Annotated in this window: 23 protein-coding genes; 15 read left to right on the forward strand and 8 right to left on the reverse strand. The window is 68.0% G+C overall.

The window, feature by feature from the left end; translation table 11 throughout:
- Positions 1 to 185 precede the first annotated feature (185 nt).
- From clpS to MFF07_RS20200, 10 genes are all read left to right on the forward strand, one after another.
- A complete protein-coding gene (clpS, locus tag MFF07_RS20155; protein WP_373322406.1) occupies positions 186 to 560 on the forward strand; it encodes an ATP-dependent Clp protease adapter ClpS in 375 nt (124 codons plus the stop codon).
- Positions 561 to 584: 24 nt separating this feature from the next.
- Positions 585 to 3,089, forward strand: coding sequence for an ATP-dependent Clp protease ATP-binding subunit ClpA (gene clpA, locus MFF07_RS20160; protein WP_238232771.1), 2,505 nt, complete (start codon positions 585 to 587; stop codon positions 3,087 to 3,089).
- A 120-nt stretch (positions 3,090 to 3,209) separates the two neighbouring features.
- Positions 3,210 to 3,479 carry a hypothetical protein gene (locus MFF07_RS20165; protein ID WP_147816435.1) on the forward strand — a complete coding sequence of 90 codons (270 nt, stop codon included), beginning with the start codon at positions 3,210 to 3,212 and terminating at the stop codon, positions 3,477 to 3,479.
- Between the two features lie 281 nt (positions 3,480 to 3,760).
- The gene (gene nadA, locus MFF07_RS20170; RefSeq protein ID WP_238232772.1) at positions 3,761 to 4,810 is read left to right on the forward strand and encodes a quinolinate synthase NadA; all 1,050 of its coding nucleotides are present in this window, start codon (positions 3,761 to 3,763) and stop codon (positions 4,808 to 4,810) included.
- Positions 4,807 to 6,363 (forward strand): L-aspartate oxidase, encoded by a 1,557-nt coding sequence (locus MFF07_RS20175; protein ID WP_147816433.1) that lies wholly within the window; start codon positions 4,807 to 4,809, stop codon positions 6,361 to 6,363. The genes nadA and MFF07_RS20175 overlap by 4 nt, the downstream gene beginning before the upstream one ends.
- A gap of 156 nt (positions 6,364 to 6,519) precedes the next feature.
- Complete coding sequence (nadC, locus tag MFF07_RS20180; RefSeq protein ID WP_147816431.1) at positions 6,520 to 7,380, forward strand: carboxylating nicotinate-nucleotide diphosphorylase; 861 nt, start codon at positions 6,520 to 6,522, stop codon at positions 7,378 to 7,380.
- Between the two features lie 279 nt (positions 7,381 to 7,659).
- On the forward strand, positions 7,660 to 8,292 hold the full coding sequence (locus MFF07_RS20185) for a L,D-transpeptidase (RefSeq protein WP_147816429.1): 633 nt from the start codon (positions 7,660 to 7,662) through the stop codon (positions 8,290 to 8,292).
- 297 nt (positions 8,293 to 8,589) lie between these two features.
- On the forward strand, positions 8,590 to 9,690 hold the full coding sequence (locus MFF07_RS20190; protein ID WP_147816427.1) for an adenylate/guanylate cyclase domain-containing protein: 1,101 nt from the start codon (positions 8,590 to 8,592) through the stop codon (positions 9,688 to 9,690).
- 106 nt (positions 9,691 to 9,796) lie between these two features.
- The gene (locus tag MFF07_RS20195; RefSeq protein WP_147816369.1) at positions 9,797 to 10,693 is read left to right on the forward strand and encodes a ParA family protein; all 897 of its coding nucleotides are present in this window, start codon (positions 9,797 to 9,799) and stop codon (positions 10,691 to 10,693) included.
- Positions 10,683 to 11,162: a hypothetical protein gene (locus MFF07_RS20200; RefSeq protein ID WP_147816368.1), complete on the forward strand. Its 480-nt coding sequence runs from the start codon at positions 10,683 to 10,685 to the stop codon at positions 11,160 to 11,162. The genes MFF07_RS20195 and MFF07_RS20200 overlap by 11 nt, the downstream gene beginning before the upstream one ends.
- Positions 11,163 to 11,338: 176 nt before the next feature.
- On the opposite strand, the gene groL is transcribed toward MFF07_RS20200, so the two are convergent.
- Positions 11,339 to 12,997 carry a chaperonin GroEL gene (gene groL / locus MFF07_RS20205; RefSeq protein ID WP_147816367.1) on the reverse strand — a complete coding sequence of 553 codons (1,659 nt, stop codon included), beginning with the start codon at positions 12,995 to 12,997 and terminating at the stop codon, positions 11,339 to 11,341.
- A 92-nt stretch (positions 12,998 to 13,089) separates the two neighbouring features.
- Positions 13,090 to 13,380, reverse strand: a complete 291-nt coding sequence (groES, locus tag MFF07_RS20210) for a co-chaperone GroES (protein ID WP_147816366.1) — start codon at positions 13,378 to 13,380, stop codon at positions 13,090 to 13,092.
- Between the two features lie 209 nt (positions 13,381 to 13,589).
- On the opposite strand from groES, the gene MFF07_RS20215 reads away from it, so the two are divergent.
- The 4 genes from MFF07_RS20215 (at position 13,590) to MFF07_RS20230 (ending at position 18,889) form a co-directional block, all read left to right on the forward strand.
- Positions 13,590 to 14,603 carry a magnesium transporter CorA family protein gene (locus MFF07_RS20215; protein ID WP_147816365.1) on the forward strand — a complete coding sequence of 338 codons (1,014 nt, stop codon included), beginning with the start codon at positions 13,590 to 13,592 and terminating at the stop codon, positions 14,601 to 14,603.
- 102 nt (positions 14,604 to 14,705) lie between these two features.
- Entirely contained in the window at positions 14,706 to 16,154 is a 1,449-nt protein-coding gene (locus MFF07_RS20220) for a lipopolysaccharide biosynthesis protein (protein WP_147816364.1), read from the forward strand.
- Between the two features lie 125 nt (positions 16,155 to 16,279).
- Positions 16,280 to 17,467: an FAD-binding protein gene (locus MFF07_RS20225; protein WP_147816363.1), complete on the forward strand. Its 1,188-nt coding sequence runs from the start codon at positions 16,280 to 16,282 to the stop codon at positions 17,465 to 17,467.
- A gap of 18 nt (positions 17,468 to 17,485) precedes the next feature.
- Entirely contained in the window at positions 17,486 to 18,889 is a 1,404-nt protein-coding gene (locus MFF07_RS20230; RefSeq protein WP_147816362.1) for a heterodisulfide reductase-related iron-sulfur binding cluster, read from the forward strand.
- 63 nt (positions 18,890 to 18,952) lie between these two features.
- On the opposite strand, the gene MFF07_RS20235 is transcribed toward MFF07_RS20230, so the two are convergent.
- From MFF07_RS20235 to fumC, 4 genes are all read right to left on the reverse strand, one after another.
- Positions 18,953 to 20,644, reverse strand: a complete 1,692-nt coding sequence (locus tag MFF07_RS20235; protein ID WP_147816361.1) for a methyl-accepting chemotaxis protein — start codon at positions 20,642 to 20,644, stop codon at positions 18,953 to 18,955.
- 217 nt (positions 20,645 to 20,861) lie between these two features.
- Positions 20,862 to 21,092 (reverse strand): ribbon-helix-helix domain-containing protein, encoded by a 231-nt coding sequence (locus MFF07_RS20240; RefSeq protein ID WP_147816360.1) that lies wholly within the window; start codon positions 21,090 to 21,092, stop codon positions 20,862 to 20,864.
- Complete coding sequence (locus MFF07_RS20245) at positions 21,089 to 21,277, reverse strand: DUF4169 family protein (protein WP_147816359.1); 189 nt, start codon at positions 21,275 to 21,277, stop codon at positions 21,089 to 21,091. Before MFF07_RS20245 ends, MFF07_RS20240 begins: the two co-directional genes overlap by 4 nt.
- Before the next feature lie 60 nt (positions 21,278 to 21,337).
- Entirely contained in the window at positions 21,338 to 22,750 is a 1,413-nt protein-coding gene (gene fumC / locus MFF07_RS20250) for a class II fumarate hydratase (RefSeq protein ID WP_147816358.1), read from the reverse strand.
- Between the two features lie 93 nt (positions 22,751 to 22,843).
- Between fumC and MFF07_RS20255 the strand changes: the two genes are divergently transcribed.
- Positions 22,844 to 24,247, forward strand: a complete 1,404-nt coding sequence (locus tag MFF07_RS20255) for a cytochrome P450 (protein ID WP_238232773.1) — start codon at positions 22,844 to 22,846, stop codon at positions 24,245 to 24,247.
- Between the two features lie 25 nt (positions 24,248 to 24,272).
- On the opposite strand, the gene MFF07_RS20260 is transcribed toward MFF07_RS20255, so the two are convergent.
- Together MFF07_RS20260 and MFF07_RS20265 are read right to left on the reverse strand one after the other, a co-directional pair.
- On the reverse strand, positions 24,273 to 24,938 hold the full coding sequence (locus MFF07_RS20260) for an HAD family hydrolase (RefSeq protein ID WP_147816356.1): 666 nt from the start codon (positions 24,936 to 24,938) through the stop codon (positions 24,273 to 24,275).
- A gap of 40 nt (positions 24,939 to 24,978) precedes the next feature.
- Positions 24,979 to 25,293 carry a hypothetical protein gene (locus MFF07_RS20265; protein WP_147816355.1) on the reverse strand — a complete coding sequence of 105 codons (315 nt, stop codon included), beginning with the start codon at positions 25,291 to 25,293 and terminating at the stop codon, positions 24,979 to 24,981.
- Positions 25,294 to 25,428: the final 135 nt, after the last annotated feature.

Below are 25,428 nucleotides of genomic sequence, written 5' to 3' on the forward strand. Positions count from 1 at the left end.
AGGCGACTGGCGCAGTCGTTTCCCGGCCTATAGATTGCCTTTCGCTGGTCGCGTTCTCAGCGAACGGCCTGGGCGGAGAAGCCGTCCCAGGTCCGTCGTACTTCCCATGAACAACGCCTCACGAATGAAGCATGCCGCCGGACGGACTCGATACGATTCCGAGGTCTCAGACGCTGACGCAGGTCATGGCGGTCGCCGATGACGGGCTCGGGCGCACGCAGCCGATGACGGCCGCGAGCCAGCGCGGGCCAGGCGATGGTGACCGGTCGAACACTGCGATCATCACGCGCACCAAGCCGAAGACCAAGCGTCCGAGCCTGTATCGCGTGCTGCTCCTCAACGACGACTACACGCCGATGGAATTCGTCGTGCATGTCGTCGAGCGCTTCTTCAACAAGAACCATGACGACGCCTACCAGATCATGATGCACGTGCATCAGAACGGCGTCGGCGAATGCGGAATTTTTACCTACGAAGTCGCCGAGACGAAGGTGACGCAGGTGATGGATTTCGCACGCAAGCACCAACACCCTCTCCAGTGCGTTATGGAGAAGAAATAGGCCCTCGCGAAAAAGGCTCGAGCATTGCCAAGCTTCTCCCGCAGCCTGGAACAAGCCCTCCACCGCGCCCTGGCGCTGGCGGGTGAACGACGCCACGAATACGCGACGCTCGAGCATCTCCTGCTCGCGCTGGTCGACGATCAGGATGCGGCCGCCGTGATGCGGGCCTGCAGCGTCGAGGTCGACGTTCTCAAGCGCAACCTCGTCGAATACGTCGACACCGAGCTCTCCAATCTCACCGGCGACGGACGCCAGGACGCCAAGCCGACGGCGGGCTTCCAGCGCGTGATCCAGCGCGCGGTTATCCACGTCCAGTCTTCCGGCCGGGAGGAGGTGACGGGGGCGAACGTGCTGGTGGCGATCTTCGCCGAGCGCGAGAGCCATGCCGCCTACTTCCTGCAGGAGCAGGACATGACCCGCTACGATGCGGTCAACTACATCAGTCACGGTATCGCCAAGCGGCCCGGCGCATCGGAATCGAAGCCCGTGCGCGGCTCGGACGACGAGGGTTCCTCCGAGCGGCCCGGCGGTGGCGGCGATGAGGAAGGCGGACGCGGCACCAAGAAGAAGGGCGATGCCCTGGAAGCCTACTGCGTCAACCTCAACAAGAAGGCGCGTGACGGCAAGATCGACCCGCTGATCGGCCGCCATTCGGAGGTGGAGCGCACGATTCAGGTGCTCTGCCGCCGCCAGAAGAACAACCCGCTGCTGGTGGGCGACCCCGGCGTCGGCAAGACCGCCATCGCCGAAGGGCTCGCGCGCAAGATCATCCAGAAGGAGGTGCCCGAGGTTCTGGCCGACGCCACCGTATTCTCGCTGGACATGGGCACGCTGCTCGCCGGTACGCGCTATCGCGGCGACTTCGAGGAACGCCTCAAGCAGGTGATGAAGGAGATCGAGCAGCATCCGAACGCGGTGCTGTTCATCGACGAGATCCATACGGTGATCGGGGCCGGCGCCACCTCGGGCGGCGCCATGGACGCCTCGAACCTGCTCAAGCCGGCGCTCGCCTCCGGAGCGCTGCGCTGCATCGGCTCGACGACCTACAAGGAGTACCGCCAGTACTTCGAGAAGGACCGCGCCCTGGTCCGCCGTTTCCAGAAGATCGACGTCAACGAGCCGTCGATCCCGGACACCATAGAGATCCTGAAGGGGCTGAAGCCCTATTTCGAGGAATTCCACAAGCTGAAGTACACCACCGACGCGGTCAAAGCGGCCGTCGAGCTGTCTGCGCGATACATCAACGACCGCAAGCTGCCGGACAAGGCGATCGACGTGATCGACGAGACCGGCGCCTCGCAGATGCTGGTTCCGGAGGCGCGCCGCAAGCGTACCATCGGCGTCAAGGAGATCGAGGCGACGGTGGCCACGATGGCCCGCATCCCCCCGAAGACGGTGTCGAAGGACGACACGGTCGTGCTCCAGAACCTGACCGAGAACCTGAAGCGCGTCGTCTACGGCCAGCCGAAGGCGATCGAGGCGCTGACCTCGGCGATCAAGCTCGCCCGTGCCGGCCTGCGCGATCCCGACAAGCCGATCGGCTCCTACCTGTTCGCCGGCCCGACCGGCGTCGGCAAGACGGAAGCCGCCAAGCAGCTCGCCGCCTCGCTCGGCGTCGAGATGCTGCGCTTCGACATGTCGGAATACATGGAGCGCCACACGGTGAGCCGCCTGATCGGCGCGCCTCCCGGCTATGTCGGCTTCGATCAGGGCGGCCTGCTGACCGACGGCATCGACCAGCACCCGCATTGCGTGCTGCTGCTCGACGAGATCGAGAAGGCCCATCCGGACCTTTTCAACATCCTGTTGCAGGTGATGGACCACGGCAAGCTCACCGATCACAACGGCAAGCAGGTCGATTTCCGCAACGTGATCATCATCATGACCACGAATGCGGGCGCGTCCGACATGGCCCGGTCCGCTTACGGCTTCACCCAGACCAAGCGCACGGGCGACGACGTCGAGGCGATCAACAAGCTATTCGCGCCGGAATTCCGCAATCGACTCGACTCGATCATCTCCTTCGGCCACCTGCCGAAGGACGTGGTCGCCAAGGTCGTCGACAAGTTCGTGCTGCAGCTCGAGGCACAGCTCGCCGATCGCAACGTCACCATCGAGCTCTCCGACGAAGCGCGCGAGTGGCTCGTCGAGAATGGCTACGACGACGCGATGGGCGCCCGTCCCATGGCGCGGCTGATCCAATCGACCATCAAGACGCCGCTCGCGGACGAGGTGCTGTTCGGCAAGCTCAAAAACGGCGGCGCCGTGCGTGTCGTGCTGTTGAAGGCCGATGCCGACGACAACGATGCGGGTTCGGCCAAGGCGACGCTCGCCTTCGAGTTTCCGGCAGGCCCGGTGACGCCGAAGCCGGAGAAGGATGTCGCCAACGCCGCCAAGCGCCACAAGCGTTCGAAGCCGCGGCCGGCACCGAAGCGCAAGGCTGGCGACAAGGATGGCGGCCCGGAGGGGCCGAGCGGCTCCGGCAGCGCCCGCAGCACGGTGCCGAAGGTCCCGCTGGTCAAGGCGTAGCCGGGTTCGTCTTAGGGAAGGCGGGTTGCCTTCCTCTAGCCGCTCGCGGATATGGGCGCACCGAGATGAGACGAGCGGGGCGCGTGCGCGCCGCGCGGATCGAACAGCGACGGGGGCAGCATGATGAGCGACACGCATGAGGAGACCCTCACGCCTGTCACCCGGCAGCCCCCGCCGCCCAAGCCGAAGCTGACGGCACGGGAGGCTCGCCGCAGGCGGCGCAAATCCAGGCGCCGTGGCGAGGAGATCCTGGGCTGGATCCTCGTTCCGATCATCGTGTTCGGCGTCTGGTGGGGCGTGAACGCGGGCTTCGAGTTCTTCGGGACCACGCCCGGTACGGTCTGGGATCAGCTTCTGCAGGTGAAGAAGCAGCTCGAAAAGAAGGCCTGACGCTGCGTCATCGCTGCCACTTCGGGTTTCGTGTTCTCACGCGTGCGCCTGGGCGTGATATGATGTCGGCGTTGTCGGCTGCTTTGCCCGATCGCGGATCCGGCACGAACTTGCGTTGAGCGACCTCGAACGGAGAGCGGCACGCCACTCGGGTCTTCGCGCCCGCACCCAAATCTCGCACCGCAAAAACGTTATGCTCAGTCTGGGCATATCTGGACAAGGCTCGGGGCCGCGCCTAACTTAGGCGGCACAATGCTCAAAGTGAGCATAAAGGAGTTGCGATGGCCGCGACCTCTCTACCGCAGCGAAATGCCCGCGTCGACGGTCTGCCGCTTCCGGATCTTTACGCTCGCGTCAGCCGGCATGTCCCGGCGATCGAGTGGCCGGCTCTCGCGCCCGATGTCGAGGCGATCCTGCGGCTGAAGCGCGAGCGCAACGCCGTGATCCTGGCCCATAATTATCAGGCGCCGGAGATCTTCCACACGGTGGCGGACATCGTCGGCGACAGCCTCGCGCTCGCCCGCGAGGCTATCACGGTCGATGCCGACGTGATCGTGCTCGCCGGCGTCCACTTCATGGCCGAGACCGCGAAACTCCTGAATCCCGGCAAGACCGTCCTGATCCCGGACATGCGGGCTGGTTGCTCCCTCGCGGACTCGATCACAGCGGCGGATATCCGCGCGTTGCGGCTGAAATATCCGGGCGTTCCGGTGGTGACCTACGTCAACACGTCGGCCGCGGTGAAGGCCGAATCCGACATCTGCTGCACCTCCGGCAATGCCGCCGACGTGGTGCGCTCGCTCGGTGTCCCCCGCGTCCTGATGCTGCCGGACGAGTTCCTGGCGCAGAACGTCCAGGTGCAGGTGCCCGAAGTCGAGATGCTGACCTGGCCCGGCCACTGCGAGGTGCACGAGCGCTTCACGCCCGACGACATCGCAGCCGTCCGCGACAGCTATCCCGGCATCACCGTGATCGCGCATCCGGAATGTCCGCCCGACGTGGTCCAGGCCTCCGACTTCTCGGGCTCGACCGCGATGATGATGAACTACGTGACGAGCAAGCGGCCCAGCCAGGTCGTGCTCGTCACCGAGTGCTCGATGGCCGACAACATCGCCGTGGCGAACCCGGACATCGAGTTCATCAAGCCCTGCAACATGTGTCCGCACATGAAGCGGATGTCGTTGCCGAACATCCGTCATGCCCTGGAGACGATGACCCACGAGGTCACCGTGGAGCCGGCCCTGGCCGAGCGCGCGCGGCGTGCCGTCGAGCGGATGCTCGCGGTGAAGCCGACCGCCGCGCCGACCCCCATCCTGAAGTCCTGGAGATGAGCATCGTCTCGCGCAGCCCCGCCGACCGCGTGATCGTGGTCGGCGCGGGCGTCGCCGGGCTCGCCACGGCCCTGCGGCTCGCGCCTCGTCCAGTCACGATCGTTACGGCCGCGTCGCTGGGCAACGGCACCGCCACGGGCTGGGCCCAGGGCGGCATCGCCGCCGCGATCGGCCCCGGCGATGCGCCGCCGCTTCACGCCGCCGACACCGAGGCTGCCGGCGCCGGGCTGACTGAGCTCGACGTCGCCCTGCGCGTCGCCCAGGCGGCGCCCGGCCTGATCGATTGGCTCGTCGGCCTCGGCGTCGCCTTCGACCGCGATGCGGACGGTTCACTCGCCCTCGGCCTGGAGGCGGCCCACAGCCGTCGCCGGATCGTGCGCGGACGCGGCGACTCGACTGGTGCCACGGTCCTTGAAGGACTGGTGCGGGCGGTGCGCGCGACGCCCTCGATCGAGGTGCTCGTCGCCGACGCGACGACATTGATGCAGGACGCGAACGGTGCCGTCTGCGGCCTCGTCTGCGAGAGCGACGGCGCGGCCTTCCGTCTGCCGGCCCGTGCCGTGGTGCTCGCCACCGGCGGCGTCGGAGGGCTGTACGCGGCGACGACCAACCCGCGCGGTGCGATCGGCAGCGGCCTGCTCCTCGCGGCACGGGCTGGTGCGAGCTTGCGCGACCTCGAATTCGTGCAGTTCCACCCCACCGCCATCGCGGCCGGCGCCGACCCGATGCCGCTCGCCACGGAGGCGCTTCGCGGCGAGGGCGCAACTCTCGTCGATGTCGAGGGCGGGCGTGTGATGGCCGGCATCAGCGGCGGCGACCTCGCCCCGCGCGACGTCGTCGCCCGCGCGATCTTCCAGGCCCAGGCCGGCGGTCGCGCGGTGTTTCTCGACACGCGTGGCGATCTCGGCCGCTCGATGGCGCGGCGCTTTCCGACGGTGGCGGGCCTCTGCTCCGGCCTAGGCATCGATCCGGCCGTTCAGCCGATCCCGGTGCGGCCGGCCGCGCACTATCACATGGGTGGCGTTGTGGTGGACGCGCACGGCCGCACCGACGTGCCCGGCCTCTGGGCCTGCGGTGAGGTCGCCTCGACCGGCCTGCACGGTGCCAACCGCCTCGCCAGCAATTCCTTGCTGGAGGCGCTTGCCTTCTCCGGCCCGATCGCGGCTTCGATAGAGGCGGAGCCGGCCTCCGCGATGATCGGCGATGCGGCGTCCCTGCCGCGTCGTCAGGGCGATGGCGGCCGCGCTCTGGCCGAGGTGCGTGCGCTGATGGATCGCCGGGTCGGCGTCGTGCGCGATGCGGCCGGTCTGCGCGAGGCCATCGCCAGTCTGCACCTCCTCGCCGAGGGTGGCTCGGATGCGGCGCTCACCGGCCTGATGATCGCCGTCTGCGCCCTTTCGCGGCAGGAGAGCCGCGGCGGCCACTGGCGCAGCGATTTTTCCGGGCAGGCGGCGCGCTACCACACGGTGACGACCTTTTTCGAAGTTCTGCGCGTGGCGGCCGAGATCGCGGGCGCGAGTGAGCGTCTGTCGCCCGAGGCGGTTTCGGGATAGGGCACGCGGTGTAGCCGTGCGCCTCTCCTCCCCCTTGTGGAGAGGCGTTGGAGGTGGGGTGGCTCCGCTGGGCTCCGACCGAGGCAAGCGGAACACCCCCACCCCTTTGCGCCTCCCCACAAGGGGGAGGGGAAGCGACGCGATCGAGACCCGAAGATGCCCGACGACACGCTCCTTCCGCTGCCGCGTCTCCTCGTCGAGCCGATCGTGCGTGCGGCATTGCTCGAAGACCTCGGCCGTGCAGGCGACATCACCACCGACGCCATCGTGCCGGCCGACGCCCGATTGAAAGGCGTCATCGCCGCCCGTCAGGACGGCGTCATCGCCGGTATCGAGACGGCGGTGATCGCATTCGGCCTGATCGATCCGGCCGTGATCGTGACGGTCGAGCGCGGCGATGGCGCCCGCGTCGCGCCCGGCGACACGGTGATCCGGCTCGATGGGCCGGCGCGGGCCATCCTCACCGCCGAGCGCGTGGCGCTGAACCTGCTCTGCCGGCTTTCCGGTGTCGCCACCGCCACGGCGGCACTCGTCGAGGCGGCTCGCCCGTACGGCAAGGCGCGCATCGTCTGCACCCGCAAGACGACACCGGGATTGCGGGCGCTGGAGAAGCATGCGGTGCGGGCCGGCGGTGGGTCCAACCACCGCTTCGGCCTCGACGATGCGGTGCTGATCAAGGACAACCACGTCGCGGTCGCCGGCGGTATCGTGCCGGCCATCGAGCGCGCCCGCGCCCGCACCGGTCATCTCGTCAAGATCGAGATCGAGGTCGACACCCTGGCGCAGCTCGAACAGGCGCTGTCGGTGGGCGCCGACGCCGTTCTCCTCGACAACATGAGCCCACAGACGCTCGCCGAGGCGGTGCGCATGGTCGGAGGGCGGGCCATCACCGAGGCGTCCGGGCGGATCGACCGCGACACCGTCGGCGCTGTGGCCGCTTCCGGCGTCGACCTGATCTCGGTGGGCTGGATCACGCACAGCGCGGCGATCATCGACCTCGGCCTCGACGCCGCCTGACCCGCCAAAGCGCCGCCACAATTCCTTAACGACCCGTTCGGTTCAGAATCTGGGCAAGTCTTTGGAATCACGACGGCTCCGAAGACCGTTTTCGCTATCGTATGGCCAAGCTGCCACCGTGTTGCCACATGGTCACGACGGCCGTGGAACCGCGTGCGGTGCGCGAATAGAGCTTGGCTTTAACGCGCTGCGGTTTACGTCTGGGCATCGATCCGTGCGGCGACGCGCGGCAGTTTTCCACCGAGTTTCCACAAGTCCGCCTGCCCTCGAGAGGCTTCGATGCGCCGTATCGTCACCGCCCTCGCGGGCCTCGCCTGCGCGTCCATCGCGCTGGCGGCGCCCGCCTCCGCCTATGAGATCGACCCGCTGACCCGCCAGCCGCTCAGCGACGTGCTGACGGTGCGCGTGCGCCCGCAGAACGCTTCGCTCCCGGCCGCCGACCCGCTGCAGAGCACGCTGCCGCAGGCCACCGCGATCCAGCGCGAGATGGTGGAATTCTCCGGCCCCTACAGCCCCGGCACCATCGTGGTGTCGACGGCTGAGCGCCGGCTCTACCTCGTGATGGGCGGCGGACAGGCCATGCGCTACGGCGTCGGCGTCGGCCGTCCCGGCTTTACCTGGGGCGGCACGCAGAACATTACGATGAAGCGCGAATGGCCGGATTGGCGTCCTCCGTCGGAGATGCTGCGCCGCCGTCCCGATCTGCCCCGCTACATGAAGGGCGGCATCGAGAATCCGCTCGGCGCCCGCGCCATGTATCTCGGCGGCTCGATCTACCGCATCCACGGCTCGAACGAGCCGGAGACCATCGGCACCGCCGTCTCCTCGGGCTGCATCCGCATGACCAACGAGGACGTCTCGGACCTCTACACCCGGGTCAAGGTCGGCACGCGCGTCATCGTCCAGCGCTGAACGCGCCGACCAGCGATCGATCGAAGGGCCGGCGGAAACGCCGGCCCTTTTGTTTTGCGCGGCTGCTGGCAAGGCAGAGAACTGGCCGGAGGGCGTCGCCGCCACACTGGCGCCATCATGGCGGCATGAGCCTTGTCGCGCTTGTGATCGGCGCGTCGCGCGTCGTCATCCGCCCTGCGAATCCGAACGACCATAAGGAGCGCCCGTGCGAACCGCCCCGCCTCAGAGCCGCGCCGAACGGCCGCTGGCCGGCGCGGGCAGGCCGCCCTACCGTTCGCGCCGATCGAGGGCCGTCTGATGCTGCCGCAGCACCGCTGGTTCTGGGTCCTGATCCTCGTCGCGGCCGGTGGCGCGGGCCTGCTCTACAACGTCATCTTCGCACAGGGCGCCTCGCCCGCGGCCGGGTTCGTCTACGGCTTCTGCATCGGCACGGCCGCGCTCGCCTTCGATCGCGGGCTGATCCTGGCCGGTCTGCAATCGCGCATCCGGCGCCTGCCCGCCTCGCTCTACGTGCCGGCGGCCGAACTGTCCTACGTGCTGATGATCGTTGCCGGCAACGCGCTCGGCGGCGTCGTCGTCTGGGCCTTCGGACTGACTGGCGACCATCTCGGCGAGGCGGTTCGGACGACGCCGCGCGTGCTCGCCTATGCGCTCGCGGTCTCGGCTTTCGTCGTCTTCGTGATCCGCATGCGCGATCTCATCGGCGGCGAGGTCTTCGTCAACTTCCTGATCGGCCGCTATCACCGGCCGGTCGAGGAAGAGCGCATCTTTCTCTTCCTCGACGTGGTCGGCTCCACCGCCTTCGCCGAGACCCATGGCGACTTGCGCGCGCAAGAGTATCTCGGCGCGATCTTCGCCACGCTGGCCGAGCCTGTGCGCCGGTTCCAGGGCTCCACCGACGACTATATCGGCGACATGGCGATGATCACCTGGCCGATGGCGCGCGGCCTCAAGGATGCGCGCTGCGTCTCCTGCCTGTTCGCCGTCCGCGACCGGATCGAGGCGGAGGCCGAAGCATGGAAGACCCGCTTCGGCATTGTTCCGCGCCTGCGCGCCGCGTTGCATGGCGGCTCGGTGGTCACGGCGGAAGTCGGGGTGGACCGGCACAAGATCGCGTATTTCGGCGATGCGGTGAACGTGACATCGCGGATCGAGGCCCTGTGCCGGCCGCTCGGAGTCGATATGCTGATCTCGCAGGATCTGCTCGAACGGCTGCCGCCGCTGCCGGCCGGCATTAGCGTGCGCCCGCTCGGCTCGCACACGCTCCGTGGGCGCGACCAGCAACTCGCCGTGGCCACGCTGGAGCGCAGCGGCGATGCGGCCGCCGCCATGGTCGAGAAGGCGGTCGCTGCCGATCCGCCCTCCGCCGCCCGGCCGAGGGCCGCGGCTGGGCGGTGAACGCTCCGCCTGGTGCACAGTCTGGGCAGGTGGTCGATAGCCGACAGCCCTGGCTGTTGCAGAAGATCTGGTTCGTCTGGCAGACGGCCGTGAGGGAGGCACGTTGATGACGGGCAAGCTCATCGCGGTCGCCAACATGAAGGGCGGCGTCGGCAAGACCACGACGGTGGTGATGCTGGCCGAAGCGCTGGCGGCCGACGGGGCCCGGGTGCTGGTGGTCGATCTCGATCCGCAGGCCAGCGTCTCGGTCTGCCTTGCCGGTCCGGACCTGCTCTGCGGGATGATCGCGCAGGGGCGGACGCTCGAAGCCTATCTCGCCCTGAAACTCATCGCCCGCGAAAAGCCGTCCCTGGCGGCGCGCATCCACGGGCGGGTCAGCCTCACCACCCACAAGAACGAGCCGCTGGCGCTTTCGCTGCTGCCGTCCGGTCCGTATCTGCGCATGGTCGAGCGTGAGATCATCTACGAGCTGACCGGCCAAGGCTTCGCGATGCACGCTATCGAGGGGCGGCTTTGGAAGCTGTTCCAGAACGACATCGCGCCGCTCGCCGCGGATTACGACTACGTCCTGTTCGATTGCGCGCCCGGCATATCGCCGATGACCGAGGTCGTCGTGCGCGGCGCGGACCTCGTGCTCGTCACCTCGATCCCGGACTTCCTCTCGACCTACGGGCTCAACGCCTTCGTCGAGACGATCTGGCGGAAGAGCGGGCGGCAGAGCGGCCAGAGCGTGCCGAAGAGTCCGCCCTACGTGCTCGTCACGCGCTACCAGCAAGGCGTGCGGCAGCATCAGCAGACGCTGGCGCAACTGCGCGCGGAGGCCGAGTCCGAGGATGCCGGCTTCAAGCTGCTCACCACCTGCGTTCCGCAGGCGGCGGCGCTCGCGGATGCACTGGTGCCGCGCGATCTTCCGCCGACCTTCTCCGGAAAATACAACGTCCACGTCTCGACCGTGCTGATTCCGCTCGTCGAGGAACTGAAGGGGGTCCTCCATGGCGCTTGATGTCGACGGCTATGCGGTCCTCGGTGCCATCGCGGTGGTGCCCGAGGTGTTTCCCGATATCCGGGCCGACATCGCAAAGACCGCCCGGACGCTGGTGACGAAGCAGCTCAAGGCCAAGAGCCTGCCGCTTGCGCGCCTCCGCCTGATCCGCAGGGCACTCGGGGCAGAGACCTTCGCGCTCATCGTCGACGGCATGACCGATGCCGAGGCCAAGAGCCTGGTCGGGCGTTTCGACAAGCATCACCCCGAACTCAAGACGGCCGCCGCCGATTGGTACCGTCGCCGTCTCGGCGGTTTGGCCGACACCGAGGAGCCTGCGGAGAAGCCGAAGGCCGTGAAAGCCGACAAGCCGGCCGCTTCGCCCAAGCCGAAGGCAGAGCGCGCTCTCGGCAAGCGCCCGTTCGCGGCGACCTGGGACGGCAAGGACCACGACGCGCCGGCTGTGAAGGCGAAGAAGAAGAAGGGCTGAGAGGCTCCGTCATTCCGGGGCCGCGAAGCGGAACCCGGACCCAGAGGGGGCGCGCAGGGCGTGGTTCTCGCCTTTGGCGAGCCGCGGAATGACCGTGACGGGCTGCACGCCCCGACAACGAAAAAGGGGCCGCCTCTCGGCGACCCCTCTCGTCTCGTTGTGATTGTGGCGTGGACTTAGAAGTCCATGCCGCCCATGCCGCCGCCGCCCATGCCGCCGCCGCCGCCCATGCCGCCACCGCCGCTCTCCTTCTTGGGAGCGTCGGCGATCATGGCCTCGGTGGTGACGAGGAGACCGGCGACCGAAGCCGCATCCTGCAGCGCCGTGCGCACGACCTTGGCCGGATCGATGATGCCGGCCTGGATCATGTCGACGTACTCTTCCGTCTGGGCGTTGAAGCCGTAGGTCTCGGTCTCCGTGTGGTCGGTGATCTTGCCGACGACGATGGAGCCCTCGACGCCCGAGTTCTGGGCGATCTGACGGATCGGGGCTTCGAGCGCCTTGAGCACGATCTTGATGCCGGCCTGGACGTCCGGGTTGTCGCTCGTGATCTTGGCGACCGCCTTCTTGGCGAGCAGCAGCGCGACGCCGCCGCCGGGAACGATACCCTCTTCGACCGCAGCGCGGGTGGCGTTCAGGGCGTCGTCGACGCGGTCCTTCTTCTCCTTGACCTCGACCTCGGTCGCGCCGCCGACGCGGATCACCGCGACGCCGCCTGCGAGCTTGGCGAGACGCTCCTGGAGCTTCTCCTTGTCGTAGTCCGAGGTGGTCTCCTCGATCTGCGCCTTGATCTGGCCGACGCGGGCTTCGATGTCGGACTTCTCGCCGGCGCCGTCGATGATCGTGGTGGTCTCCTTCTCGATGCGGACGCGCTTGGCGCGGCCGAGCATCGGGAGCTGGACGTTCTCGAGCTTGATTCCGAGGTCCTCGGCGATCATCTGGCCCTTGGTCAGGATTGCGATGTCCTCAAGCATGGCCTTGCGGCGATCGCCGAAGCCCGGAGCCTTGACGGCCGCGACCTTGAGGCCGCCGCGCAGCTTGTTCACGACAAGCGTGGCCAAAGCCTCACCCTCGATGTCCTCGGCGATGATGACGAGCGGCTTGCCGGTCTGCACCACGGCCTCGAGAACCGGCAGCATCGCCTGGAGCGACGAGAGCTTCTTCTCGTGGATGAGGATGTAGGGATCCTCGAGCTCGGCGACCATCTTCTCCGCGTTGGTGATGAAGTACGGGGAGAGATAGCCGCGGTCGAACTGCATGCCCTCGACGACGTCGAGCTCGGTCTCGGCGGTCTTGGCCTCTTCGACGGTGATGACACCCTCGTTGCCGACCTTCTGCATGGCATGGGCGATCATCTCGCCGATTTCCTTGTCGCCGTTCGACGAGATCGTCCCGACCTGGGCGACTTCGCTCGACTCGGCGACCTTCTTGGCGCGGCCGATGATGTCCTTCACCGCGGCGGCCGTGGCGAGGTCGATGCCGCGCTTCAGGTCCATCGGGTTCATGCCGGCGGCCACGTACTTGGTGCCCTCGCGGACGATCGCCTGGGCGAGCACGGTCGCAGTGGTGGTGCCGTCGCCGGCGATGTCGTTGGTCTTCGAGGCCACTTCGCGCACCATCTGGGCGCCCATGTTCTCGAACTTGTCGGAGAGCTCGATCTCCTTGGCGACGGTGACGCCGTCCTTGGTGATGCGGGGCGCGCCGAAGCTCTTGTCGATGACGACGTTGCGGCCCTTGGGGCCGAGCGTGACCTTCACCGCATCCGCGAGAATGTCGACGCCGCGCAGCATCTTATCGCGGGCGTCGGACGAGAAACGAACGTCTTTCGCTGCCATGTGCTAAGTCCTTTCAAGGTATGGGAAAAGCCCCAAGGCGCGCTCCTGGGAGCGGCCTCAAAGGGCTGTCGTTCGAAGGAAGGCTGCGTCGCTTAGAGTGCGACGACGCCCATGATGTCGGATTCCTTCATGATCAGGAGGTCCTGACCGTCGATCTTGACTTCGGTGCCGGACCACTTGCCGAACAGCACGCGGTCGCCGGCCTTGACGTCGAGCGGGTTGATGCGGCCGGACTCATCACGGGCGCCTGCGCCGACGGCGAGAACTTCGCCCTCTTGCGGCTTTTCCTTGACGGTATCCGGGATGATGATGCCGCCCTTCGTCTTCTCTTCACCCTCAATGCGGCGAACGACGACTCGGTCGTGCAGCGGACGGAACTTCATGAGCTGCCCTCTTGCTTCGAATTCTGGGATGGTCTTGATGCGGCGAAGACCGCGTCACGACCCGCTCGTTAGCACTCTCCATCGGTGAGTGCCAGCGGCAGCGGCGAGATAGGCACGACCGATTTTCGAGTCAAGGAGCGCTGCCGTTCGACAGAACGGGAAAAACGGCGTCTCCCGAAGCGCGCGCCGCCGGAAGGTTCGTTCTCCGCATGATCAGTCTCCACGGGCCGCACGGCCCGGTCGATCACGCCGGCCTGATGGCCGGCGGGGGCCTGCCTGAGCATGCAGTCTGGATCGATCTGCTCGATCCGACCGAGGAGGAGGCCCGGCAGGTCGAGGCGGCCACCGGCCTCAGGGTGCCGTCGCGCGCCGCCCTGAGCGAGGTCGAATCGTCGAGCCGCCTGCGCCGGCTCAAGAGCGGCGGCCTCTCGCTGTCCTCGCCGATGATCACCTTCGACCGCACCGATCTCGCCTTGAAGCCGCTCGGCTTCGTGCTCACCAAGGAGCACCTCGTCACCATCCGCTTCGCCGATCTGCGCTCCTACGACACCGTGAAGACGCGGGTGGCCGAGCATGACGGCGATTGCACCACGAGCATCGACATCTTCCTTCTGGTGATCGAGGAGCTCGTCGACGGCCTCGCCGACACGCTGGAGGAGATGTCGAGCGATCTCGGCTCGCTCTCGACGCGGATCTTCGACTTCGACCCCGCCGCCCGCGCCGGCTCCGACAACGGCAGCCGCGGCTCGCCGAAGCGGCGCGATCTGGCGTTGCGCCGGCTGCTCCGCTCCATCGGCCGGCAGGGCAAGTCGCTCGCGAAGGTCCGCGCCAGCCTGCTCGGGCTGGAGCGGATCGTGCCCTTCGTGAAGGATTCCTGTCCGCAGATGCTGGGCGCGGACGCGGAGGAGAGCCCGCGCTTCGACACGCTCTCGCGCGACATCGACTCCCTCGACGAGTTCGAGACGCGCCAGTCGGAAACCCTGCAGTTCCTGCTCGATGCGGCGCTCGGCCTGATCAACATCGAGCAGAACAACGCCTTCCGGGTGCTCACCGTGGTCTCGGTGGTCGGCATCCCGCCGACGCTGATCGCCTCGATGTACGGCATGAACTTCAAGCACATGCCCGAACTCGAATGGGCCTACGGCTACCCCTATGGCCTCGCGCTGATCGCGCTCTCGGCGCTGATCCCGATCCTGATCTTTCGGGTGAAGGGCTGGGTGTAGAGGGCAGGGGGCCCGCGTTCAGCCTTTCTTGGCGGCTCGCCCCGAGAATGCCGCGGGCGGCGGTCTAGACGACCGGCGCGTCCGAGCGGGATTCCTGCACCGATGGCCGTGATCGTCGCCTTCGTCATCAACTCGGCCCTGAACCTGCTGCTCGGCCTGCTCATCGCCAAGATGCTCGGGCCGGCGGATTTCGGCCGTTTCGCGCTGGCCACCGCCGGGGCCGTGGTGCTGAACACGCTGCTGTTCGAGTGGCTGCGGCTCTCGGCGACGCGGTTCTATTCGGCCCGCGTGCGCGACGGCGAGCCCTGGATCCGAGCCGGGCTAGACCGGGCCTACTGCGTGCTCGCCATCGCGCTCCTCGCCTTCGCCGCACTCTGTGCCGGGCTCGGCCTCGCGATCGATCCGAGCCCCGAGAGCCGGCTCGCCATCACCGCCGCGACCGCGCTGACCGCCGTCGGCATCGGCGTGTTCGATTACCATGCGGCCCTCGCCCGCGCCCGCTTCGTCGGCGGGACCTATCTCAAGCTCGTGGTCTGGAAGAACGTCTTCGGCCTCGTTCTGATGGCGGGCACGGCCTGGTACTTCCCGCAGCCGGTCTGGGTGCTGCTCGCGGGCGCGGCGTCCCAGGCGCTCGCCGTCGTGGTGATGCGCGCCGCGCTGCACGACAGGCCCGGCACTTTCGCGCCGGAGCGGAGCCGGCAGACCCTGCGGCTGTTCGCGGCCTACGGGCTGCCGCTGATCGCCGCCAACGCGATCTACCAGCTGATGCCCTTCATCAACCGCGGCGTCATCGCGGCGGCGGCGGATTTCTCCGAGGCCGGCTATTTCGCCCTCGCCGCCGATCTCGGCTCGCGCGGCTTCTCGACGCTCGGCACCGCCCTCGACCTGCTGCTGTTCCAGCTCGCGGTGCGGGCGGAGGAGCATCACGGCCGCGAGGCCGCCGAGGCGCAGATCGCCCGTAACATCGGCGTGGTCGTCGCCCTGCTGCTGCCCTGCGCCGCCGGCTACTGGGCGGTGACGCCGGCTCTCCAGCAACTCGTGGTGCCGGAGGCGTTTCGCGGGCCGTTTGCGCTCTACACCGCGCTGTTGATCCCCGGGCTGTTCTGCCTGTCGATCATGAACTTCGCCCTGAACCCGATCTTCCAGATCCGGCGCAGAACGAGCCCGGTGATCGCGGCCGCTTTGCTGGGCTGCGCGATCAACGGGATCGGTCTCCTGGTCCTGCCCGGCCTCTATGGACCGGCCGGCGTCGCGGTGGCGCAATCGCTCGGGCTCGCCGCCGCCGTCGCGCTGCTCTCGGCCCGCGCCCTGTTCGGCCCCGAGAAACTCACCTTGCCTTGGCGCGACATCGGGCTGTCCTCCGCCGCGAGCCTCGCGATGCTGCTGGTCCTGACGCCCCTGCGGCACCTCGATCCGGCGCTCGCCCTGGCGCTTTGCCTGGGGGGCGGCATCACGCTCTATGCCGCCGCCGTCTGGATCTTCGACATTGCGGGCCTTCGCACACTCGTGATGGACCGCTTCGGGCGCCGGCGGCCCGTGCCGGCGGCGTGAGGCAGGCTCCGGCATTCACGCCGAGAATCGCGGCTGCGCCGCGCGGTCGCGCTTGAATCCGATGGACATTCCGTTTTGAGTGCTTCCAAAGAGCGCCGATCACGGGCGCTCACGGGCAGGAAACCATGGGTTCATACGCTCCCGCGAGCGAGCAGGAGGCCGCCGCGATCGTCTCGGATGCGGTGGCGCGCACGGAGCGGCTGCGCCTCGTCGGCGGCGGCACCAAGGCCGGGATCGGCCGGCCCGCGCAGGACGAGGCGACGCTCTCGGCGCAAAACATCAGCGGCGTGACGCTCTACGAGCCGGCCGAGATGGTGGTCTCGGCCCGGGCCGGCACGCCGCTGGCCGAGGTGCAGGCGCTCCTGGCCGAGCGCGGCCAGATGCTGCCCTTCGAGCCGATGGACCATCGCCGCCTGATGGGTTCGACCGGCGAGCCGAGCTTCGGCGCGGTGGCCGCCTGCAACAATTCCGGTCCGCGCCGGATCAACGCGGGGGCGGCGCGCGACAGCCTGATCGGCGTGCGCTTCGTCAACGGGCGCGGCCAGCCGATCAAGTCCGGCGGCCGGGTGATGAAGAACGTCACCGGCCTCGACCTCGTGAAGCTGATGGCCGGTTCGTGGGGCACCCTCGGGCTGCTCACCGAAGTCACCTTCAAGGTGCTGCCCGTGCAGGAGCGCGTCGCGACCCTGGTGTTTCGCGGGCTCGACGATTCCCGCGCCATCGAGGCGCTGAGCGCCGCCCTCGGCTCGCCCTTCGAGCTGACCGGCGCTGCGCATTTGCCGGCGGGGCTCGGGGAGAACGAGGCCCGTACGCTGATGCGCGTCGAGGGCTTTTCGAAGTCGATCGACTACCGGCTCGGCGAACTTTCACGCCTGCTCAAGCGCTACGGTGCGCCGGAGATCGTCGACGGCGAGGCCTGTGCCGCGCTCTGGCAGGGCGTGCGCGACGTCGCCCCGCTCACCGAGCCGCGCGATGCGGCGATCTGGCGGATCTCGACGGCGCCGGTGCGTGGCGTGGCGCTCGCGCAGGCCGTCGCCCTGAACCGCGACGCACGCTGGTACTACGACTGGGGTGGCGGCCTGATCTGGCTTGCCACCGACGCCGCGAACGATGCCGGCGCCGAGGCGGTCCGCGCCGCCACTCGGACACATGGCGGCCACGCGACCTTGGTGCGGGCTCCCGATGCCGTGCGTGCCGCCGTGCCGGTCTTCGAGCCGCTGACCGAGCCGTTGATGCGGCTCACCGCCGGGATCAAGGCGGCGCACGACCCGGTGGGCGTGTTCAACCCGGGGCGGATGTACGCCGGCGTTTGAGGCTTCAGGAACACCCCCGTGCAAACCAATTTCACCCTCGCCCAGCTCGCAGACCCGGCGACCAAATCCTCCGAAAAGATCCTGCGGACCTGCGTGCATTGCGGGTTCTGCACCGCGACCTGCCCGACCTACGTTCTGCTCGGCGACGAACTCGATAGCCCGCGCGGACGAATCTACCTGATCAAGGACATGCTCGAGGGCGCCAAGGCGGCGAGCGCCGAGGTGGTCAAGCATGTCGACCGCTGCCTGTCGTGCCTGTCCTGCATGACGACCTGCCCCTCGGGCGTGCATTACATGCACCTCGTCGACCATGCCCGCACGCATATCGAAAACACCTACAGGCGCCCGCTGAGCGACCGGCTGCTGCGCTCGGTGCTCGCCTTCGTGCTGCCCTACCCGAACCGGTTTCGCCTGGCGCTGCTCGGGGCGAAGCTGGGAAGCCCGTTCCGGCCGCTGGTCGCGCGGCTGCCGCGGGTCGGCAACCGGCTCGCAGCGATGCTCGATCTCGCGCCCGCACAGCTACCGAACCGCAACCCGACCGACCGCCCCGGCACCTTCCCGGCCGATCTCGCTGCCCAGGAGATCAGCGCCCTGATCCAGGGTGGCGAGAACGCCGCGCCGGTGACGCGGCGCGGCCGGGTCGCATTGCTGCGCGGCTGTGCGCAAAGCGTGCTGCGTCCGGACTTCAACGAGGCCGCGATCCGCCTGCTGACGCGCCACGGCGTCGAGGTGGTGCAGGCGAAGAACGAGGGCTGCTGCGGGGCGTTGACCCACCACATGGGCAAGGAGCACTCGGCCCACGGCTTCGCCAAGCGCGCCATCGATGCCTGGATGGCCGAGATCGAGGGCGAGGGCCTCGACGCCATCGTGGTGACGGCCTCGGGCTGCGGCACGACGATCAAGGATTACGGCTTCATGTTTCGCGACGACCCAGCCTATGCCGAGAAGGCCGCGCGGGTGTCGGCCCTGGCCAAGGACGTCACCGAATACGTGGCGTCGATCGGCCTGCTGCCGCCGGTGGAGGACACCGATCTCGTCGTGGCCTACCACTCCGCCTGCTCGATGCAGCACGGCCAGGGCATCCGCACCGAGCCCAAGACCCTGCTGAAAAAGGCCGGCTTCACCGTAAAGGACGTGCCCGAGGGCCATCTCTGTTGCGGCTCGGCCGGGACCTACAACATCCTCCAGCCCGAGATCGCGAACCGCCTGCGCGACCGCAAGGTCGCCAATATCGAGCGGATGCAGCCCGACCTCATCGCCACCGGCAACATCGGCTGCGTCACGCAGATCGGGAAGGGGACGGGCATTCCGATCCTGCACACGGTGGAATTGCTGGATTGGGCGACGGGTGGGCCGCGGCCCGAGGCGTTGGAGCGCCTTCCGAGACGAGAGGCCGAAGCGCTGCCGATCGCGGCCGAGTAACGAAAAAGGACGTGCCGCTGCCGGCACGTCCTTTGGTTCGTGGGTCCCGATCGGGGCAGGAAATCAGGCCGCGCGCACCGTCGCGAGAAACCGCGCGACCTCCTGGTTCAGGTGCTCCGACTGGCGCGACAGCTCCGAGGACGAAGCGAGCACCTGTGAGGCGGCGGCGCCGGTGTCCTCGGCGGCGCGCGCGACGCCGCTGATGTTCGCGGTGACCTCCCCGGTGCCCATCGCGGCCTGGGAGACGTTGCGCACGATCTCCTGCGTCGCCGCGCCCTGCTCTTCCACCGCCGCGGCGATCGACGTCGCCACGTCGCTGATCTCCCGGATGCGTCCGGCGATTCCGCCGATTGCGCCGACTGCCTGATCGGTTGAGCTCTGAATGCGCGCGATCTGGCTGCCGATCTCCTCGGTCGCCTTGGCCGTCTGCGAAGCCAGTTCCTTGACCTCGGCCGCCACGACCGCGAAGCCGCGTCCGGCCTCTCCGGCGCGTGCTGCCTCGATGGTCGCGTTGAGCGCCAGCAGGTTGGTCTGGCCGGCAATCGTCGAGATCATCGCGACGACGTCGCCGATCTTGGCAGCCGCGACGCTCAGGTCCTGCACCAGCGTCGCTGTCTGGTCCGCCTCGCTGACGGCCGCTCCGGCAAGCGCGGCGGACCCATCGACCTGGCGACCGATCTCCTGGACCGACGAGCCGAGTTCCTCGGCCGCGGCGGCCACCGTGTTGACGTTCGAGGCGGCCTCTTCCGCCGCGGCGGCTACCGTGGTCGACTGGCTCGCCGTCTCGGTGGCCGTTGCCGTCATGGTCTGGGCGGTCGCCTGCAGCTCGGTGGCGGCCGAGGTCACCATGCCGATGATGCCGCTCACCGCCTGCTCGAAGCCGTCGGCCATGTCGCGCATCGCCTTCTTGCGCTGCTCTTCGGCACTCCTGCGGGCCAGGGCCGTTTCCTCTTCGAGCGCCCTGGTGCGGATCAGGTTGTCCTTGAACACCTGGACGGCCGACGCCATGGCGCCGATCTCGTCGTGGCGCGTCCGATAAGGCACGTCGATCGAGGCGTCGCCCTTCGCCAGGAGATCCATCGTCGCGGTCATCCGGCCGATCGGACGCGAGATGCCGATCATGCCGAACGCCGCTGCGCCGATGGCGGCCGCAATGGCGAGCGCGACAGAAACGTAGGCTGCGAGAGCTGCCGCGTCCGCCGCCTCGACCGATCCTCGCGAATCCCGCGTAGCGCCTTGCGCGTTGAGCGCGGCATCTCGCGACAGAGTATCGCGCATCATATTATAATTATTGACGTTTTCCGGCTTTCCAAGCAACGTTGCGGCCGCTGCGGTCTGTCCGGCCCGTGCCAGATCGCGCATCTCCGCCGTTATACTGTCGAAGTGGTTCCAGAGCGCTGTGAACTCTTCGTACAGGGCTCGCTCCTCAGGTGACGTGATCAGCGGCTCGTACGTTTTCCTGGCCTGCGCGACTTTCGTCAGCGTATCGCCCAACTGCGCGTCGTTCTCGGCGTACTGCGCCGGAGAACCGGAGAGTGCGATGACCCGGAGCTGCTTGATCCGAACCTCGGATATCGCCCCCTTGAGTTCGCTGACCGCCAGGACGGACGGGAGCCAGGTGATGGCCACATCGTTCGTGTATTGGCGGATGTTGGAGAGCTTGGAGAGCGAGAGCCCGCCCTGCCCCGCGGCAATGAGGGCGAGCAGGCCGAATGCGCCGGAAAGGGCGCTCTTGATCGAGAGACGGAGGTGCATGTCAACCATTGAGGCGCGCGGGGGCAATCCCGGACGACCGGCGCTTGGTACAATCCGGGCGCCGAAAGAATAATTCCGGAGCTGTTCTCAGAAGACTTCGAATTGGTTAACCAAGTATAAAAATCAATCGAATTTTAGTCTTTGAGAGTATGCTGCTACTTATGGTGAGGATTTAGGTCGAAGGCTGCTTCAGGTTGTGCAAATCGGCGCCCGTCGGCTACGGCATCCGCTGCACCGCTGCCAGCACGAATACCCGGATCGCGGACGACAGGTTCTGCCCGCCGCGTCCCGCATCGATCGCCCCGATCAGCGCCTGGACCGATTGCCCGCGCGTGACCGCGATCTCGCGCAGCGCGTCCCAGAACGGCGCCTCCAGCGAGACGCTGGTGCTGTGGCCGGCGATCATGACCGAGCGCTTTTTCAGACCGCCCGGCGCGGCTACGCTCATTCCTCGTCGGGGCTTTTCAGGCGGTGGCCCTCGAGCCGGTCGGACTCGATGGCGGCCTTCTTCTCGGCCAAGGTCTTCACCTTCTTGGGGCGACCGAAGACGACGCGGTTCTCGGCGGCGCGGGCCTGCTTGTCGGCCTTGTCGCGCGCCTTGCGGAACTGGTTGAGGTTGATGATCTCGGCCACGGCGAAACGTCCTCCGACCGGACCCGGCGGGACAATCCCGCCGGAACGTCGATCATGCGTCTAATCGATGCTGGGTGCCAGCATGGTGTCCGGTCGCACCACGCGCTCGAACTCCGCCTCCGTGACATAGCCGAGCCGCAGGGCCTCCTCCTTGAGGGTGGTGCCGTTCTTGTGCGCGGTCTTGGCGATCTCGGCGGCCTTGTCGTAGCCGATCGAGGGGGCCAGCGCCGTGACCAGCATCAGCGAGCGGCTCATCAGGTCGGCGATCTTGTCCTCGTTCGCCTTGATGCCGACGACGCAATTGTCGGTGAAGCTGATCGCGGAATCAGCGAGCAGCCGGATCGACTGCAGCACCGCGTTGGCGATCACCGGCTTGAATACGTTGAGCTCGAAATGGCCCTGTGAGCCGGCGAAGCTCACCGTGGTGCCGTTGCCGACAACTTGCGCGCAGACCATGGTCAGCGCCTCGCACTGGGTCGGGTTGACCTTGCCCGGCATGATCGACGAGCCCGGCTCGTTCTCCGGCAGCGAGAGCTCGCCGAGGCCCGAGCGCGGCCCCGAGCCGAGCAGGCGGATGTCGTTGGCGATCTTGAACAGGCCCGAGGCCAGTGCCGTCAGCGCGCCTTGCGTGAACACCAGCGCGTCGTGCGTCGCCAGCGCCTCGAACTTGTTCTCGGCCGTGGTGAAGGGCAGGCCGGTCAGCTCGGCGACCTTGGCCGCGAAGCGCTCGGCGAATTCCGGATGGGTGTTGAGGCCGGTGCCGACGGCGGTGCCGCCCTGCGCCAGCGCCAGCACGCCCGGCAGCGTCGCGGCGATGCGCGCCCCGCCGAGCGCCACCTGCGCCGCGTAGCCGGAGAATTCCTGGCCGAGGGAGACCGGCGTCGCGTCCTGCAGGTGGGTCCGGCCGATCTTCACGATCGACGCAAACGCCTTCGCCTTGGCGTCGAGGGCGCCGTGCAGATGAGTCAGCGCCGGGATCAGGCGCTCCTGGATCTCGCGGGCGACCGCGATGTGCATGGCGGTGGGGAAGGTGTCGTTCGAGGACTGGCCGCGATTGCAATGATCGTTCGGGTGTACCGGCGACTTGCCGCCGCGCTTGCCCCCGAGCCGCTCGTTGGCGAGCGAGGCGATGACCTCGTTGGCGTTCATGTTGGATTGCGTGCCCGAGCCGGTCTGCCAGACCACCAGCGGAAACTCGCCGTCGTGTTTCCCCGCGACGACTTCGGCGGCGGATGCCGCGATGGCGTCGGCGACCTTGGCATCGAGGCCGCCGAGATCCTTGTTCACCAGGGCCGCGGCCTGCTTCACGAGGCCCAGCGCATGGACGATCGGCGCGGGCTGGTGCTCGGTGCCGATGCGGAAATTCTGGATCGAGCGCTGGGTCTGCGCGCCCCAGTAGCGGTGCGCCGGCACCGCGATCGGGCCGAAGGTGTCGGATTCGGTACGGGTCTCGGTGGGCTGGTCCGGCGACATCGTGGCCTCTTCGTTGGCGTCTGCGCGCCCCTACTTAACGAAGGGAGCCGGCGAGGGCGATTCCGCTTTTCGTCGGGTTTCAGAGGAGAGACGATGCCACCGGACACCGTCGTCTTGGGCGAAACCGTGCCGTTCCGCTTCCGCCCGGTCGTGCCGAAGCCGCGTACGCAGGATCTCGGTATGTTCGCCTTCCTCAAGGCGGCGCGAAAGAACCCGATCACCACCTGGATGCGTGCGCATTTCGAGCAGCCGGTCGTCGCGGCCGACGGGGTGATGGGCCGGATCACCGTGGTGAGCGACCCGGCGCTGATCCGCTACCTCTACGTCGAGAACGCGAAAAACTACCGCAAGGACGATCTCCAGCGGCGCATCCTGGCGCCAGGGCTCGGCAACGGCCTGCTTTCGGCCGAGGGCGAAGAGTGGCGCAACCAGCGCCGCACCATCGCGCCGATCTTCTCCCCTCGCCACGTCGTGAGCTTTGCCGAGCCGATGAACTTCGCCGGCGCCCGTCTTGCGCGCCGGCTCGCCCGGCGCGACGGCGCCCATGTCGAGGCGGCGAACGAGACGACCCGCGTCTCCCTCGACGTCCTCGAACGCACGATCTTTACCCACGGCCTCAAGCGCGATCCGGACGCGGTGGGCCGCGCGATCTCCCGCTTCCTGGAGGCGATCGGTCCGATCGATCCGCTCGACGTCTTCAACATGCCGAATTTCGTGCCTCGGATCGGCCGGCTGCGCGCGCGGCCGGCCGGGCGCTTCTTCGAGGAGGTGGTGGACGAGTTGGTCGCGCGTCGCCGCGCGCTGACCGCTGCGGGTGCCGACGCGCCGCACGACCTGCTGACGCTGCTCCTCACCGCGAGCGATCCCGAGACCGGCAACGGCCTCACCGATCTTGAGGTGAAGGCCAACATCGTCACCTTCATCGCCGCCGGCCATGAGACGACGGCCAACGCCCTGACCTGGGCGCTGTATTGCCTGTCGCAGGACGATGCTTCGCGCGAGCGCCTGGAAGCGGAGGCCGATGCGGCCGTCGGCCCCGACGGACATTTCGCCCTCGAAAACCTCCCCTTCGCCAAGGCGGTGATGGAGGAGACGATGCGGCTGTTTCCGCCGGTGCCGTTCATGAGCCGGCAGGCTATCCGCGAGGACCGCATCGGCCGGGTCAAGATCCCGAAGAATTCCACGGTGATGGTCGCGCCCTGGGTGCTGCATCGGCACAAGACGCTGTGGGACGACCCCGACGCCTTCATCCCCGAGCGCTTCCTCCCCGAGAACCGCGAAAAGATTCTGCGCTTCGCCTACCTGCCCTTCGGCGCGGGGCCGCGCGTCTGCATCGGCCAGAGCTTTTCACTGCAGGAGGCGACGATCGTGCTGGCCCACATCGCCCATGCGGTCCGCCTCGACCTCGCGGCCGGCCACCCGCCGGTGGTACCGCTGCACCGGGTGACGCTGCGGCCGGAGGGTGGGCTGCGGATGCTGGTGAAGCGGCGGCATTGAGGCCCCGCCCATTCCGGCCAGACGGCTATCCCGTCTTGAGCAGCGAGCGATCGAAGCCGTCGAGCAGAGCCTGCGGATCCCGGTAGATCGCGACGCAGCCGGCCGCCGACAGATCCGCCTCGGGAAAGCCGCCGCAGAGCAGGCCGATCGTCGACAGGCCGGCCTTGCCAGCGGCTTCGGCATCGTAGGGCGTATCGCCGACCACGATCATCGACCCGGCATCGAGGGGCGCGAGCTTCTTCAGAGCCGCCTGGAAGATGTCCGGATGGGGCTTCGACCGCTCGGCGTCGTCCGATGAGGTCGCCATGTCCACGAGGTCCGCGATCCCCAAGATTTCCTGATAGTGCTCGACCTCGTCCCGCTTGCCGGAGGACGCCAGCGCGATCTGCAGATCCGCCGCGCGGATGCGCTCGAACAGGGCGCGTACGCCGGGGAACGGCTTCACCCGATCGAGATAGTCGCGCTTGAACAGGTCGGAACGCCAGGCCTCGATCGCCTCGCCCTCGCGCTCCACGCGTTCTGCCGACAGAAACACCGGCATCAGCTCGTCGCCGCCCTTGCCGATCTGGCGCCGGACCAGCGCCGGGTCAGTCTCCACGCCGAAATGCGCGAAGGCTTCGACCCAGGCCTGCGCATGCAGGTCGACGCTGTCGAGCAGCGTGCCGTCGATGTCGAAGATCACGGCGCGCATGGGAGGCCTATCGCTTTTCCGGGAGGTGGGACGGCGACCGTCAGTTGCCGAGCGAGGGTCCGCCGGCCGCGCCACCGGTGCCGGGCGGGCCGCTCGTCGGGGTGCCGCCGATGTTCACGTCCGGCGTGGTGCCGGGCACCGAGGAATTGCTGCGGCTCGCCGCGTTGCCGGCGGGCGCATCGGGGCTGCGCGTGTCGAGCGTTCCGCTGCGAACTGTCCCGGCCGGAACGCCGCCGACGACCGGAGGCGGGGCGATTCCGGTATTGGCTGCGCCGCCGGTGGTGATCTGCGCCAGGGCCGGGCCGACCAGGGCGAATCCCAGGCCGGCAGCGAGGGCCATCGTCATGCGCGTCATCGAGCGTATCCGTTTGATCCGACAAGTCGGCTGGCAACGGCCGGTTGCGCCCGAAGTTCACGCCGCAAGAACCGCGATCGGTAGATCGCGCCGCGCGGCGGACAGGGAGACGACGGTTCGCGCGTCGCCCCCTGC

It is taken from the genome of Methylobacterium thuringiense (assembly GCF_022179645.1).
Classification (GTDB): domain Bacteria; phylum Pseudomonadota; class Alphaproteobacteria; order Rhizobiales; family Beijerinckiaceae; genus Methylobacterium; species Methylobacterium thuringiense.